Consider the following 14,539-nt stretch of genomic DNA (forward strand, 5'->3'; position numbering starts at 1 on the left):
CGCAGTCCCATCGCTTACGAAACCGCACTCGACACAACATCAACTAACCTGGCCCCAGCCGCATAACCCGTGTCCAAGACTCCGGGTCAAGGCCCCCCCTTCCGTACGGAGGATCGGACCCTATCTGTCGTCAAACCCTGTCAGCAATCACCATCGGATCTGTTGGATTCGAGCCGCCGCGAACCTCCGGATTACACGGGTTCATTGGACGTCCGTCGCGCCTGTCGTCATTCGATCGTTTGCCGACACTCAGGCAGTGGTTCCGGCGACCACGTCGACGGCGTGGCGCCGGTGTGCTGCGAAGAGGTCGAGGGCGGTGTTGGTGTCCCGGGCGCGCAGTGCGGTGACGAGTCCGTGGTGCTCGCGCGGGATGCAGTCGAGGTAGCCGGCGATGCTGCGGCCGATCCGGGTCAGCAGGAACAGGTGGACCTGGCACCGTATGCCGTCCCAGGCGTCGGCGAGGCGCTGGTGCCCTGCGGCGGCGAACACCGCGTCGTGGAAGGCGATGTCCAGGCGCACCATCTCGTGCGCATCGCCGGCCCGCTCCATCATGTCGGCCGTCTTCGCGATGGACGCGAGGTCCTCGTCCGAGGCGTGGGCGATCACCTGCCGTACGGCGAGGTCCTCCAACGCGCCGCGCAGGCTGTCGAGCTCAGCCACGTCCTCGGCGGACAGCGTCGTCACCGTCGTGCCCCGGTGCCACGCACAGTGCACCAGGCCCTCGCGCTCCAGCAGCCGCAGCGCCTCGCGCACCGGGCCGCGGCTGACATCCATCTCGCCGGACAGCTCCACCTCGCGCAGCTGCTCGCCCGGGGTGTAGGCCCCGTTGAAGATGGCCTCGCGGATGCGGTCCGCGACCTCGTCGGCCAGACCCCGGCGGCGAGCCGGGGCCACCTTGCCCTGATCACCCATGTCCGAATTGCACCTCCTCCACCAATGACCTAATGTTAACATTCGGACGTTGTCGTGATGTCAACATTAGGACAAGTCGAGCAGGATCGCCCACGGGCCGCTCCGCTCCCCGGCAGGAAGGCAGTGCCATGACCGTTCTCGACTCCCCGATCCCCCGCTTCCACCTGGCCGTGCCGGTCGACGACCTGGCTGCCGCGCGCCGCTTCTACGGCGACGTCCTGGGCCTGGAGCAGGGCCGCAGTGCGGACACGTGGGTGGACTGGAATCTGCACGGCCATCAGTTCGTCACGCACCTCGCGCCGGAGCGCGCGCAGCGCATACACAATCCGGTCGACGGCCACGACGTACCCGTGCCGCACTTCGGTCTGGTTCTGACGGTCGAGGCGTTCCAGGAGTTTGCCGAGCGGCTGCGGGCGGCGGGCACCGAGTTCGTCATCGAGCCGTACGTGCGTTTCGCGGGTCAGAGGGGCGAGCAGTGGACGATGTTCCTCCTCGACCCGGCAGGCAACGCGCTGGAGTTCAAGGCGTTCGCCGACGACTCGCAGGTGTTCGCCGCCTGACCGGCGGCCAGCACCACCCACCCCCATTCGCGAAAGACGGGATGAGCTCATGAAGGTGTTCCAGATCGGCGCCGCCGGAGGAGTCGGCCGCCGCCTCACTCAACTCCTCACCGCACGCGGTGACTTTGTGACCGGCATGCACCGCGGGCCCGCTCAGGGTGAGACGGTGCGGGCGGCCGGCGGGACTCCGGTGGTCGGTGATCTCATCGCCGACTCGGTCGAGGATCTGGCCGGCAAGATGCGCGGCCATGACGCCGTGGTCTTCTCGGCCGGCGCACATGGCACCGGTCAGGACAAGACGACCCTGATCGACGGCCGTGGCCTTCAAAAGGCCGCCGACGCGGCCGCGCTGGCCGGGGTGGCGCGGTTCGTCCTCGTCTCGGTGTTCCCCGACGCGCTGCGCGACGGGACACGTAGTGAGGGCTTCGAGCACTACATCAAGGTCAAGAAGACCGCCGACGTCTATCTGACGCGCTCCGATCTGGACTGGCTGATCGTCCGTCCCGGAACCCTTCTGGACACCCCCGGCACCGGCCGGGTCACCGCCGGTCCCGCCGTCGAGTACGGCGACGTGCACCGCGACGACGTCGCCGCGTTCCTCGACGCCGCCCTGCACGCTCCGGCCCTCAGCCGCGTGATCGTCGAGCTCACCTCCGGTGACACCCCCGTCGCGGACGCCGTCACCCGCCTCGCGGCCGCCTGAGCTCACACCCGCACCTCAACCACAGCACCATCAGCAAGGAGAAGCACCATGACCGCCATCGATTCCTACAGCCACGACGTCTCCGGCGAGAAGGAGTTCGGGTTCGCCCAGGCCATCAAGGTCGGCGACACCATCTACGTCTCCGGACAGCTCTCCCACGACGAGCAGGGCAACTTCCTCTACCCCGGCGACTTCGACGCCCAACTGAAGCAGTCCTACGCCAACTTCGAGAAGGTGCTCGCCCACTACGGCGCCACCCGCAACCAGGTCGTCTCCGAGACCCAGTTCATCGTGGACCTGCCGAAGTACAACATGGCGATGGCGGCGGCGAACCTGGCCTACTTCGGTGACCACCGCCCCACCAGCAGCACGATCGGCGTCGCCACGCTGTTCTTCCCCGGACAGCTCATCGAGGTCAACTTCGTCCTCGACACCCGCCTGCCGGCCTGATCATGAAGGTCGTGATCGCCGGAGGGCACGGCAAGATCGCCCTCATCCTGGAGAAGCTCCTGACCGAGCGCGGCCACTCGGTGGCAGGGCTCGTACGGAACCCGGCCTACGCCGATGACCTTGCCGAGGCCGGCGCCGAGACCATCGTGCTCGACCTGGAAAAGGCCACGGTGAGCGAGCTCACCGAGCATCTGGCCGGCGCGGACGCTGTCGTCTTCGCCGCCGGCGCCGGGGCGGGCAGCGGATCGGCCCGAAAGGAGACCGTCGACCGCGACGCGGCGGTCCTCCTCGCGGACGCCGCCGAGGCTGCCGGAGTCGGCCGCTACCTGCTCGTCTCCGCCATGGGCGACCACCTGCGGGCCGACCCGGCGGACTTCGAGCAGGAGTTCGGCATCTACATGCGGGCCAAGGCCGCCGCCGAGGACGCCATCCGCGCCCGGAGCAATCCCCGGGCGACGATCGTCCGCCCCGGCCTGTTGAACAACAGTCCGGGGACCGGACGGGTCGACCTCGGTGACCGCACCGGCACCGGCCCGATTCCCCGCGCCGACGTCGCCGCCGTTCTGCTCGCCCTCCTCGAAGACCCCCGGCTGGACGGCCGGACCGTCGAGGTCATCGGCGGCCCCACCCCGATCGTGGACGCCCTGGACACGCTCGCCGGCGCTTGAACGCGTTCCGGACACCAGGAAGGGCCAGGTCAGCCACCGAAGGCGGAGGCCAGGCCCGACCGGGACAACCAGCACACCACCATGAAAGAAGACTCAGCCGTGAGTGCCCTGTTCACCCCCCTCAAGCTGCGATCCCTCCAGATACCCAACCGGGTCTGGATGTCCCCGATGTGCATGTACTCCGCTGCCCCCACCGGGCCGGAGACCGGTGTGCCGACAGACTTCCACCTCGCCCACCTGGCCTCCCGCGCGGCCGGCGGCGCGGGCCTGGTGATGGCCGAGGCCACCGGTGTCCGCCCGGACGGGCGGATCAGCCAGTGGGACCTGGGCCTGTGGAACGACCACCAGCAGGAGGCGTTCGCGCGGATCACCCAGGCCGTCAAGGCCCACGGCTCTGTCCCGGCCATCCAGCTCGCGCACGCCGGCCGCAAGGCGTCCCTCGACAAGCCCTGGCTGTCCGACCGGGCCCTGCCCGAGAGCGAGGGCGGCTGGCAGCCCGTCGCCCCGAGCCCGATCGCGTACGACGGCCTGACCGTCCCCCACGAGCTGACCGTCGCCGAGATCCAGCAGCTCGTCCGCGACTTCGCCGACTCCGCCCAGCGCGCCCTGGCCGCCGGCTTCGAGGTCGCCGAGGTCCACGGCGCCCACGGCTACCTGATCAACTCCTTTCTCTCTCCGGTCTCCAACCACCGCACCGACGCCTACGGCGGCAGCTTCGCCAACCGCATCCGCTTCGCCCTCGAAGTCGTCGACGCCGTCCGCGCCGTGTGGCCCGCCGACCTGCCGGTCTTCTTCCGCACCTCCGCGACCGACTGGCTCACCGAGAACCCCGAGGACACGCGCGAGGGGTGGACCTCCGAGGACACCGTCCGCCTCGCCAAGGAGCTCCAGGCCCACGGCGTGGACCTGCTCGACGTGTCCACCGGCGGCATGGTCCGCGACGCGAAGATCGTCGCCGGTCCGAACTACCAGGTCCCCTTCGCCGCCCAGGCCCGCGACCAGGCCGGCATCCCTACCGCCGCCGTCGGCATCATCACCGAGCCGCAGCAGGCCGAGGACGTCATCGCCTCCGGCCAGGCCGACGCCGTCTTCCTCGGCCGCGAACTCCTGCGCAACCCGTACTGGGCACAGCACGCCGCCCTCGCGCTGGGCGCCGAGCCGAACTGGCCGGACCAGTACGCCTACGTCGTCAAGCGCCGCAAGCGCTGACGCCCTGCCGCTTTCATCACCACCGGCCGCACTGTCCTTACCAGGGAAGACGTGCCGGACACCTCACACGGAGATCCCCATGAACCACCTTGAAGGCAAGGTCGTCGTCATCACCGGCGCCTCCTCCGGCATCGGCGCCGTCAGCGCCAAGGCACTCGCCGCCCGCGGCGCCACAATCGTCGCCGCAGCCCGCGGCCAGGAAGCCCTCGACCAGCTGGTCGCCGACATCGAGAAGGCCGGCGGCACCGCCGTCGCCAGGCTCACCGACGTCGCCGACGCGCAGGACGTCCAGGCGCTGGCCGACTTTGCGGTCGAGCGGTTCGGGCGGATCGACGTCCTGGTCAACAACGCGGGCCTGATGCTGTTCTCCTTCTGGAAGGACGGGGCGATAGACGACTGGAACCGGATGATCGACGTGAACATCCGCGGGTACCTCAACGGCGTCCACGCCGTTCTTCCGGTGATGCTGCGCCAGAAGTCCGGTCACATCCTGAACATGGACTCGGTGGCCGGTCACCAGGTCGGCGACGGCGCCGGGGTCTACAGCTCCACCAAGTTCTTCGTCCAGGCCATGACCGAGTCCATGCGCAGGGAGCTCAGCGTCCGCGAAGGCATCAAGGCGTCCACGATCAGCCCCGGCGTCATCGACACCGGCTGGGCCGACAAGGTCACCGACCCGATCGGACGCCAGGCCGCCCAGGAACTCAACAAGGTCGCGATCACCCCCGAGAGCGTGGCCGACGCCGTCGTCTACGCCCTCGACCAGCCCGCCGACGTCAACGTCAACGACCTGATCATCTCCCCGGCCCGCCAGAACTGGTGACACGGTAACTCCCCACTCCCGCACGACAAGCAGAGAAGACGGCGGGCGGCCACTCACACGGTCGCCCGCCACCCCGAAACGAGAGGACCACCGGCCATGGCACAGGCGTACTGGAGCTCGGCCTTCACCAGCTCCGCAGAGGACATATGGGCCGTCGTACGACGGTTCAACGGGCTGCCCGACTGGCACCCGGCCATCCAGGACAGTGCTCTCGTCGAAGGCGAGAGCGAGTTCACGCCCGGCGCGATCCGCGTCCTGACCGGCACGGACGGCAACACCTACCGGGAACGCCTCGTGGCCCTGGACGACGCCCGACGGACCCTGACCTACGAGATCGTCGACGCACCGCTGCCAGTCAGCGGCTACCGCTCGACCCTCCAGATCCAGACCGTCGCCGACACCGGCGGCTCCTTTCTTACCTGGCAGTCCACCTTCGACGCGGCCGACGGCACCACCTCCGAAGAGGCCAGCGCGGTCCTCGAAGGCGCCTACGCCCAGGCCATCGTCGGCCTCCACAAGACCCTCGGCTGACCCGCACCGACTAGCGCAGTGTTCCTTGATGCGCTCGCCTGGACCCGACGTGGGCGGAAGCCGGCACTTCTACCAGGTCCGCCCGCCTTGCCGGACTGTTTCGCAGATATCCGCGTGCGCTGTACAGCGCCGCCTCTACCGTCCAGCCCGAATGCTGATCACGGGGGTGACGGAAAGGGCTGTCGAGTGGGGCGGGATCTGGGTCTGGCCGGGGTGGTGGACCACTTCACCCTGTCCGGCGACGAGGCAAGCTGGTTACGGAACAAGACCGGGGCCACGAGGCTGGGCTTCGCCGTTCAGCTCAAGTTTTTGACCTGGCGCGGCCGGTTCCCCAAGATGCGCCTGGAACTGCCGCCCGACGCGGTCGAGCACGTCGCCAAACAGGTGGGCGTCGCCGCGTCCGAGCTGGGGTTCTACGACTTCACCTCCCGCGCCGCGAAGCGGCACCGCAGCGAACTACGGGATCTGACCGGGTGGCACGAGTGCACCTGACCGACCAGGTCAAGCTCATCTCGCAGCTGGTGGACGTGATCTGGCACGACGAACGCCGCGAGGAACAGGTACGCGCCGAGCTGCTGCGGCAGATGCGCATGGACCTGATCGAGCCGCCGACCGCGGCCCAGGTCGACGCAATCATCCGGTCCGCGCTGCACCAGGCCGACGAGCGGGCCGTCGCCGAGGTCGCCGAACGCCTCGCCCGGAAAGAGGACTGTCCCCGCCGCCTGGACGCGCTGGTCTTCACCGACCCGACCGCCGACAGTGCACAGGACGACGACACCGATACCGTGGACGGCGACGGTGCGGAGGACGACGACGATGTGGAGTCGGTGCTCTCCGACATCAAGGCTCATCCGGGCAACGTCAGCCTCAACTCGCTGCTGGACGAGATATCCAAGCTTAAGCAGGTCCGCGCCGTCGGCGTCCCGGCCAGCGTGTTCGCCGGCATCGGCGTACAGGTCATCAACGCCTGGCGGGCCAGAGCATCGGCCGCCTCCCCGAGCCACCTGCGGCGCTTCGACGCCCCCGTGCGCCGCGTCCTGCTCGCATCCCTGCTGTTCCAGCGTCAGCGGGAGATCACCGACACCCTGGTGGAGTTGCTGAACTCCACCGTGCACCGCATCAACGCGCGGGCGGAGAAGAGGGTGACCGAGGCGTTCGTCGCCGAGTTCACCAAGGTCCGCGGCAAGTCCGGGCTCCTCGGGAAGATCGCGGCAGCCTCGCTTGCCGCCCCGGACGGCTCGGTCCGCTCCGTGGTGTACCCGGCGGCCGGCGGGGAGAAGACCCTCAAGGATTTGGTCGCCGAGATGAAGGCGACCAACGCGGAGTTCGCCCGCAACAAGCGGGAGGTGTTCAAGTCCTCCTACAGCAACCACTATCGCAGCGGGCTGATGAAGCTGCTCGGCGTGCTCGACTTCCGCTCCTCCAACGACCAGCACAAGCCCGTCATGGACGCGCTGAAGCTCATCGAGCGGCACAAGGACTCCTCCACCACCTACCTGCCGCTCGGCGAGACCATCCCGCTTGAAGGCGTCGTACGCAAGGACTGGATGGAGTTCGCGCTCTTCACCCCCGACAAGGGACCCAAGCGCGTCATGCGCACCGTGTACGAGGCGTGTGTCTTCCAGGCCCTGCGCGACCGGCTGCGCTGCAAGGAGATCTGGGTGGTCGGAGCCGACAAGTGGCGCGACCCCGACGACTTCGAGGTCCGCCGCGCCGAGTACTACGAGAAGCTGAACAAGCCGCGCGACGCGAAGCTGTTCACCGCCCAACTCCAGGCCGAGATGCGCGCCGAGCTCAGCGCGCTGGACACCAAGCTCCCGAAACTCCTGTGGGTGACGGTCAGCGGCAAACACCGCAACGGCGCGATCAAGTTCACCGAGCCCGAGCCGCAGAAGGAACCCAAGAACCTGCGCAAGCTCAAGAAGGAGATCCGCAAGAAGTGGGGCACCGTCGCCCTCATCGACATCCTCAAAGAGGCCGCCCTGCGCACCGGGATGCTCAAGGCCCTCGCACCTGTGGGCACCCGCGAGGCGATCGACGAGGCCAAGCTCCTGGAACGCCTGTTCCTGATCGCCTACGCGTACGGCACGAACTCGGGGATCAGCTCGGTCGCGGCCGACGAGCACGGGCACAGCGAGGAAGAGCTTCGCTACACCGCCCGCCGCTATCTGACCGCCGTCGGGCTCAAGGCGGCCGGTGTCGAGATCGCCAACGCCACCTTCGCGGCCCGCTCCGAGGCCGTGTGGGGGCAGGGCACCACCACGGTGGCCTCGGACTCCACACACTTCAAAGCCTGGGACCGCAACATCTTCACCGAGTGGCACTCCCGGTATGGGGGCCGCGGCGTGCTCGTGTACTGGCACATCGAAAAAGGGTCGATGGCGATCCACAGCCAGCTGCTGAACTGCACCGCCTCCGAGGTCGCCGCCGCGATCGAGGGCATGATGCGGCACGCCACCACCATGCAGGCCGAGGGCAACTACGTGGACTCGCATGGCCAGTCGGAAATCGGGTTTGGGCTGACCAGGCTCCTGGGCTACGACCTGCTGCCCCGCATCAAACAGATCAACAAGGTCAAGTTGTACCGGCCTGGCCGGGAGGACGAAGACACCTACGAGCGGCTGTCCGACGCGATGACCCGCCCGATCCGCTGGGACGTCATCGAGAACAACTACGACCAGCTCATCAAGTACGCCACCGCGATCCGGGTCGGCACCGCCTCCACCGAGGCCATTTTGCGGCGCTTCACCCGCACCGCCTCCCACCCCGTCTACCAGGCCATGCTCGAAGTCGGGCGCGCGCAGAAGACCATCTTCGTGGCCCGCTACCTGCGCGACCGCGACCTCCAGCGCGAGATCCAGGAGGGCCTCAACGTCGTCGAGGGCTGGAACGGCGCCAACGACATCATCTTCTTCGGCAAGAGCGGCGAACTCTCCTCCAACCGCCGTGACCAGAAAGAACTGTCCGTCCTCGCGCTCCATCTCCTGCAAACAGCGCTCGTCTTCGTCAACACTTTGATGATCCAGGAGATGCTCGCCGACCCGGAGTGGGCGAACGTCCTGACCGACGAGGACAAGCGGGCCCTGACCCCGCTCTTCTGGATGCACATCCAGCCCTACGGCGAGGTGCGGCTCAACATGGGCAGCCGCCTCCAACTCGCCCAGCCCGTACCCCAGGAACCGGACCCCGAGCCGGTCGCCGCGTAGCCCGGCACCCCCAGAGCCTGAGAGGACCCCGGCCACGGCCGGAGTCCTCTTCTGCGTAGAGCGCCTTCGATCCAAAAGTTACTGACGGGTTACTTGTCACCTTGTTCGCCGCTCGTTAACGGCACCCCCACCTGCGGTAACACGCTTACAACGGCTAACACAATGAGCTGAGTTGTCGGTGAGCGATCAGGCAGCAGGCGAGTTTGAGGAACGCTTCGTGCATGTCCGTCCGCCGTTCCCACCGGATCCGCAGGTGTCGAAATCCGTGCAGCCACGCTAAACTCCGCTCGATCACCCAGCGGTAGGTGCCCAGCCCGGTGCCGTGTCGGGCGCCACGGCGAGCGATGGCCGGCACGATGCCGCGCTCGCGGACCTGGTCGCGGTAGCTGTCGTGGTGGTAGCCGCGGTCGGCGAACAGCGAGTCTGGCTTGCGGCGCGGACGGCCGACCCGGCCGCGGACGGGCGGGATCGCGTCGAGCAGGGGCATGAGCTGGGTGACGTCGTTGCGGTTGCCGCCGGTCAGCAGGACCGCGAGCGGGGTGCCGTGTCCGTCGGTGATGAGGTGGTGCTTCGAGCCGGCCCGACCCCGGTCGACCGGCGAGGGGCCCGTGTGGCTCCCCCTTTTTAACGCCCTGACGTGGGAGGAGTCGACCACACAGCGGGACCAGTCGAGCTGTGCCGCTGCGTTCAGCTCCGCTAGGTTCTGTCTGACAAACGATCCTGGGTGGGTTCGCGGAGCCAGAGGATCAGTGAGGCGGGGTGGACTCCGGCCTTGTAGAGGTTGTCCCGTATGAGGCGTGAGTTATCCGGTGAGGGCCAGGTTGTGGAGCCGGGCGATCGTCGGCGATGGTCGGTACGCCGCGGCAGGCCCGGTCGACCCCGGACTCCGTGAAAGCCCGGCAGTCGTTGCGGCTGCCGGGCAGCGGCAGGCCGATCGCCACCACCAGGCGGCTGTTGGCGTCGATCACGACCTGCACGTTCGTCGAGTACCGGTAGTTCTTACTGGAGGCGGCCACACTGCGATCACGGGTGGGCACCAGGGTGCCGTCGACGATGTAGACGGTGTCCTCGCGCGGTCGGCGGGCCGGCGAGATGGCCAGCAGGGGCGCCAAATGGTCGAGGATACGGTCAGCCGCAGACTTCGAGACCCCGAACAACGGTGCCACTTGCCGCAATGTGAGATTCGTGCGCCTGTACGTCGCCACCAGCAACACCCGGTCCTCCAGCGGCAGCCGCCAGGGACGGCCGCGCTGGACGTCACCACCGCGACGCCGCACCAGCGCCACCAGCCTGGTGAACTGCGACTCGCTCAGCCCGGAGAACGGCTCGATCCACTTCGGATCATCCGCTGAGATCACCCCACCCATGCCCAGCCAACGCACCAACTGCCCCACCAGTTACGCGCTCGACCACGTTGCGGGCCTTGTAGAGCTCTCGGTCGAAGGCTGGCGGCCTGCCGCCGGTCTGTCCGCGCCGCACACGGTTGGCCTTCTGATCCGCCCGCTCCGGGATCACCGCCCGGATGTCCCTGCGCCGCAGGGAATGGCGGATCGCCCGGGTTCGTGTCGTTGCGTGGGGTGGAGTTGGCGGAGATTCCGGAGGAGACCGTACGGGTGGGGTGTGCGGTGTTCGACGCGGTGCTGCGGGACGCCGGGGCGACCAGGGATCTGAACCGGCTGGAGTTCGTGGTCGAGACGCTCCGCGCGGCGTTGAACCAGATCGCCGAAGCCGTCGGGGGCTGGCTGGGGGCCGGTGCGACACCCGAGCGGGCACTCTCACGGATAGAGCTGCTGCACTCCCGCCACATCGTCGGGCTGCAGCACGCGCAGGGTGGAATTCGAACTCACCGTGGGGAACATGACAGCGCCGTTCACGCTGGAATGCTGGAGGCCCAGAATGTGGCCTAGCTCGTGGAGAGCCACGGTTTCCACGTCAAAAGCGTTTACCGCCGCGCCCATCGACCAGACGTGCTCCGTGTCGTCGAAGTGCACGGGCTTGGGCAGATTTGTGGTGACGATGTCACAGTCAGGGGGAAAGTCGGCATGCGCCAGAGTGCCGCCGACCATGGTGTGATCGGGGTCGTTGGCCGGCCGCCAGCCGATGAGGATATCGGGGGCGCCTTCGTTGGTGACCTCGGTGAACGTGAGCTGCACCGCCGCCGCCCAAGTACGCATGGCGTTGCGCACCGCCTCGAATTCAGGTGTGCCGGTGATGTCCGTGCTGTCGACGTCGAACGCGTAGGTCAGTTCCCGCTTGGTCCACGAGCAACGGGTGCTGAACGCCACCCCGTTGTCGAGATCGGGAAGCGCGCACCGAGCGCTCGTCATGGCGTCGCGGGTCAGTTCGTCGAAACTGCCGGTGGGGGGAACGGTGTTCCGCTCCTGATACTTCTTCAGGGCATCGGCTGTCTTCACGTCAACTGTTCCCGGCGTGAAGGAGTTTTCTCCCAGATATCCGAACCGCTGCAGGAATCCCTGCACAAACTTCAGCTGCGGATCTCTCGTACCTGGGTCGGCGAGGGCCACACTTGCGATCTGGCTGAATGCTTCAACGCGTCCGTCGGGCATGACAGTCTCCTCCCGGGAGCGACATGGGATGGAACGGAAGACGGCCGCCCTGCACGAACGCCCAGTCCGCATGGCACCTCCGAACCGCCGCCGCAATTTCACCGTAGCCCCACCACCGGACCCGGCGCATCTCAGCCGGTCGCTTCACCTTGGCAGAGGCAGGGCCCCGTCGGCACGACCACCGGCCGGACGTTGTTCCGGGCCTCCGACGCATCGTGACGACCCCCGTGCAGTAGGTGCGGGGTTACGCCGCCCGGCCGGAAGGCAGCCGTTTCCCGTGCCGGGGGCGGCACTGCGGCCCTTCCGTCTTCTTTGGATCACCTCGCCGACCAGATGAAGATGGCGGCGAGGTGGAGTCCGGCCAGGTAGATGGTGGCGGTCTTGTCGTAGCGAGTGGCCAGGCCGCGCCACTGCTTGACCTTGTTGATGCACCGCTCGACGGCGTTCCGCTGCTTGTAGGTCTCCCACGCCTGGGGACTCTGCGCCGGAACCCAGAAGGTGGCGACCCCGCTCGTCAACCCGGATCACCGCGGGCAGCCTGCGCGGCGCGGGCCCGCGCCCGCAGAACGTGATCGGCCCCTTCGACAGTCTGTCGAAGGTGCGATAGCAGTAGCGGGGACAGGATTTGAACCTGCGACCTCTGGGTTATGAGCCCAGCGAGCTACCGAGCTGCTCCACCCCGCGTCGGTGAACACCACCCTACGCCATCCGGAGCACGATCCCTGGCAACTGCCCGGAGGGGACAAAACAGCCCGGGCGGCGCTCCGGCGACGACGCATCCCGATTCACGGCGACGACAGCGGCGCTCCTGTCCCGAGCGCGGCGTCGCTCCCGGACGGCGACGGCAAGGCCGCCCGCCGACGCAGGAAACCCGGGCCCGCCACGCACCCACCACTTCCCGAGCAGGCCGGAGGCGATATTCGTCCCGGATCCCTGGCGAAATGAAATTGCGGGGTCAATTAGCAGCACCGGAGCCCGAAATTCGCAGAGTGTCGCCCCCCTCGCGATTCAGGCCGTGGTCGGCCAGTGTCGATCGTTCAGACACCTCTTGGGGTACCGCATACTCGAAATAGCTCATGCGAGTGCCTCGACTACTGCAACACCCAGTCGACCCTCACACCCGCGCGAAACCCAACGGAGGAAGTATGAACAACCCGATCGCCGACCAAGTCGTTTCAGCTCCGACCTATCTGGCGAATATTCGCTTCTTCTTTCGACCCGAAGACGTGGCCCATATGGCCGCCAAGGGAATCGAGCTCGGCACCTATGACGGGGTGAAGAGCAACGCGCTCTCAATTCACGCGCAGACCGCTCCGCCGAACCCTCAGATGCCGCCAGACGCAGAGGGGCAATGGAGTGCCGAACGCTCCCAGACGTTCCGCAACTGGATCGTCAACGGATGTCCGCTCGGTACGGCGACGCCAGTCGAGCCACCGGCGAACGGGCATCCCGCGACACGGCTGCGCAAGGACATCACAGCGCTGAGCGATGCCGAGTTCGATCTGCTGGCGAGAGCGTTTTCCGGCCTGATGGACCGCGACCCGAGCGATCCGGACAGCTACTTCGCCCTGGCCGGGCAACACGGCCTCCCGAAGCGCTGGTGCCTGCACCACGAAGACCGCTACAACCCCTGGCACCGCCAGTACCTGCGGGTGTTCGAAGACGCCCTGCGCTCCGTCCCGGGCTGCGAAGAGGTGACGATTCCCTACTGGGACATCTCGACCACGCTGCCGGACCGGCTGCAACAGCCACCGTTCGACACGTACACCCTGCCGGCCGATCCCGGCGGCACCGCGACGCCACAGCCCGTGACCGGATACTTCCCGTACAAGACCGAACGCTTCTCAGCCACCGACATCGCACAGAACGTGAGGGACTTCGGGGTCCTGGACGACATTGCCACATCGCTGACCCAGTCGCTGTGGGGCGAGTCCAATGTGAACGGTTACCAAGACTTCTCAATCCAGGCCCACGACGGTGGCCACGGATCGATCGGGCCGACGATGGGCGACCAGAATGTCGCGTCCTTCGACCCGGTGTTCTGGTTCTTCCACTGCAACCTCGACCGCCTCTGGCTAAGCTGGCAGACACTCGTGGGCGCGACCACGCTGACCGGATTCCGAACCACACTGGGGCAGAACACCGAGTGGCTCACCACGCCGTTCAACGCTCTGCCACCGTTCAGCGCGACCGCCGACCAGACGATCGAAACCGACGTCTCGTACGATCGACTGGAACTCATCAGCCCTGTGGAGGGCGCGTTGGAGAATCTGTCCGGAAGCATCGACGCCTCCCGCACTTTCGCGTTCCGGAGCGCCAATCCGGTTTCGGTGCGGGTGAAGGGGATCAACCGGCTGCAAATCCCGGGGTCGTTCGTGGTGAGTCTGCTCGCCGACGACGAGCCTGTCGCGAAGCGCTTCTTCTTTCAACCGGAGGATCCGCGGAACTGTGCGACGTGTGTGCAGCACGGCATCGTCAACATCGACTTCCGGATGACGCAGGAACAGCTTCTCGACCGGACGCTGTCCGTCCGTATCGACGTGCCCCGGCACGCCGCGGAGATCGGTTCGGCCTTCCCCGTCGGGCAGGCGGGCAATCCCACCATCAACGCGCGGCTTCTGGTGCAGGAGGTATAGCCCTCGGGACGCCGCCCGCGCAGACGTCACCGGTGGCAGAAGGGATCGCCCACACGTGCAGCTTGCTCGTCTGTCGGCTGGAACACCGCTCGCGTCCCCTGCGGGATTCTTTTCACGCGGAGCCTGCGGCCATCGGTGTGGACGAGGTACAGGTGCGCAATTGGCGTCGGTACGGGTAATGGTATAGCCGTTGACGCTGAGAACGATCATGCTCCAGTCGGCGCGAGGTTCACCGCGGCCGGCCATCGCCCCAGGGGCATTGCATGAACGAGGT

Annotated in this window: 12 protein-coding genes, 1 tRNA gene and 4 pseudogenes; 10 read left to right on the top strand and 7 right to left on the bottom strand. The window is 67.4% G+C overall.

Features of this window, described 5'->3' with window-relative positions; genetic code table 11:
• Positions 1 to 249: 249 nt before the first annotated feature.
• Complete coding sequence (locus tag ACZ5VQ_RS46380; protein ID WP_469110284.1) at positions 250 to 912, bottom strand: GntR family transcriptional regulator; 663 nt, start codon at positions 910 to 912, stop codon at positions 250 to 252.
• A 128-nt stretch (positions 913 to 1,040) separates the two neighbouring features.
• On the opposite strand from ACZ5VQ_RS46380, the gene ACZ5VQ_RS46385 reads away from it, so the two are divergent.
• The 9 genes from ACZ5VQ_RS46385 (at position 1,041) to ACZ5VQ_RS46425 (ending at position 9,062) form a co-directional block, all read left to right on the top strand.
• Positions 1,041 to 1,472 (top strand): VOC family protein, encoded by a 432-nt coding sequence (locus tag ACZ5VQ_RS46385; RefSeq protein ID WP_469110285.1) that lies wholly within the window; start codon positions 1,041 to 1,043, stop codon positions 1,470 to 1,472.
• A 49-nt stretch (positions 1,473 to 1,521) separates the two neighbouring features.
• A complete protein-coding gene (locus ACZ5VQ_RS46390) occupies positions 1,522 to 2,175 on the top strand; it encodes an NAD(P)H-binding protein (protein WP_402052627.1) in 654 nt (217 codons plus the stop codon).
• 48 nt (positions 2,176 to 2,223) lie between these two features.
• Entirely contained in the window at positions 2,224 to 2,625 is a 402-nt protein-coding gene (locus ACZ5VQ_RS46395; protein ID WP_469110286.1) for a RidA family protein, read from the top strand.
• 2 nt (positions 2,626 to 2,627) lie between these two features.
• A complete protein-coding gene (locus ACZ5VQ_RS46400) occupies positions 2,628 to 3,293 on the top strand; it encodes an NAD(P)H-binding protein (RefSeq protein WP_469110287.1) in 666 nt (221 codons plus the stop codon).
• Positions 3,294 to 3,392: 99 nt separating this feature from the next.
• Positions 3,393 to 4,502, top strand: a complete 1,110-nt coding sequence (locus ACZ5VQ_RS46405) for an NADH:flavin oxidoreductase/NADH oxidase (RefSeq protein ID WP_469110288.1) — start codon at positions 3,393 to 3,395, stop codon at positions 4,500 to 4,502.
• A 79-nt stretch (positions 4,503 to 4,581) separates the two neighbouring features.
• Entirely contained in the window at positions 4,582 to 5,325 is a 744-nt protein-coding gene (locus ACZ5VQ_RS46410) for an SDR family oxidoreductase (protein ID WP_469110289.1), read from the top strand.
• 96 nt (positions 5,326 to 5,421) lie between these two features.
• Positions 5,422 to 5,856, top strand: a complete 435-nt coding sequence (locus ACZ5VQ_RS46415) for an SRPBCC family protein (protein ID WP_469110290.1) — start codon at positions 5,422 to 5,424, stop codon at positions 5,854 to 5,856.
• A gap of 186 nt (positions 5,857 to 6,042) precedes the next feature.
• Positions 6,043 to 6,348, top strand: coding sequence for a DUF4158 domain-containing protein (locus ACZ5VQ_RS46420; RefSeq protein ID WP_469110291.1), 306 nt, complete (start codon positions 6,043 to 6,045; stop codon positions 6,346 to 6,348).
• Positions 6,330 to 9,062: a Tn3 family transposase gene (locus tag ACZ5VQ_RS46425; RefSeq protein ID WP_469110292.1), complete on the top strand. Its 2,733-nt coding sequence runs from the start codon at positions 6,330 to 6,332 to the stop codon at positions 9,060 to 9,062. Before ACZ5VQ_RS46420 ends, ACZ5VQ_RS46425 begins: the two co-directional genes overlap by 19 nt.
• Positions 9,063 to 9,216: 154 nt before the next feature.
• On the opposite strand, the pseudogene ACZ5VQ_RS46430 reads toward ACZ5VQ_RS46425, so the two are convergent.
• The 6 genes and pseudogenes from ACZ5VQ_RS46430 to ACZ5VQ_RS46455 form a co-directional block, all read right to left on the bottom strand.
• Positions 9,217 to 9,762: pseudogene (locus ACZ5VQ_RS46430) on the bottom strand (IS5 family transposase); the annotation flags it as partial.
• Positions 9,763 to 9,901: 139 nt separating this feature from the next.
• Positions 9,902 to 10,429, bottom strand: a pseudogene (locus tag ACZ5VQ_RS46435) (transposase family protein); the annotation flags it as partial.
• 34 nt (positions 10,430 to 10,463) lie between these two features.
• Positions 10,464 to 10,622, bottom strand: a pseudogene (locus ACZ5VQ_RS46440) (IS5/IS1182 family transposase); the annotation flags it as partial.
• Between the two features lie 215 nt (positions 10,623 to 10,837).
• Positions 10,838 to 11,629: a matrixin family metalloprotease gene (locus tag ACZ5VQ_RS46445; protein ID WP_469110293.1), complete on the bottom strand. Its 792-nt coding sequence runs from the start codon at positions 11,627 to 11,629 to the stop codon at positions 10,838 to 10,840.
• A 317-nt stretch (positions 11,630 to 11,946) separates the two neighbouring features.
• Positions 11,947 to 12,093, bottom strand: a pseudogene (locus ACZ5VQ_RS46450) (IS5/IS1182 family transposase); the annotation flags it as partial.
• A gap of 146 nt (positions 12,094 to 12,239) precedes the next feature.
• A tRNA-Met gene (locus ACZ5VQ_RS46455) sits at positions 12,240 to 12,313 on the bottom strand.
• A 461-nt stretch (positions 12,314 to 12,774) separates the two neighbouring features.
• Here ACZ5VQ_RS46455 and ACZ5VQ_RS46460 point away from each other — a divergent pair.
• Positions 12,775 to 14,265, top strand: coding sequence for a tyrosinase family protein (locus ACZ5VQ_RS46460; protein ID WP_469110294.1), 1,491 nt, complete (start codon positions 12,775 to 12,777; stop codon positions 14,263 to 14,265).
• Positions 14,266 to 14,539: the final 274 nt, after the last annotated feature.

It is taken from the genome of Streptomyces sp. NPDC033178 (genome assembly GCF_055577685.1).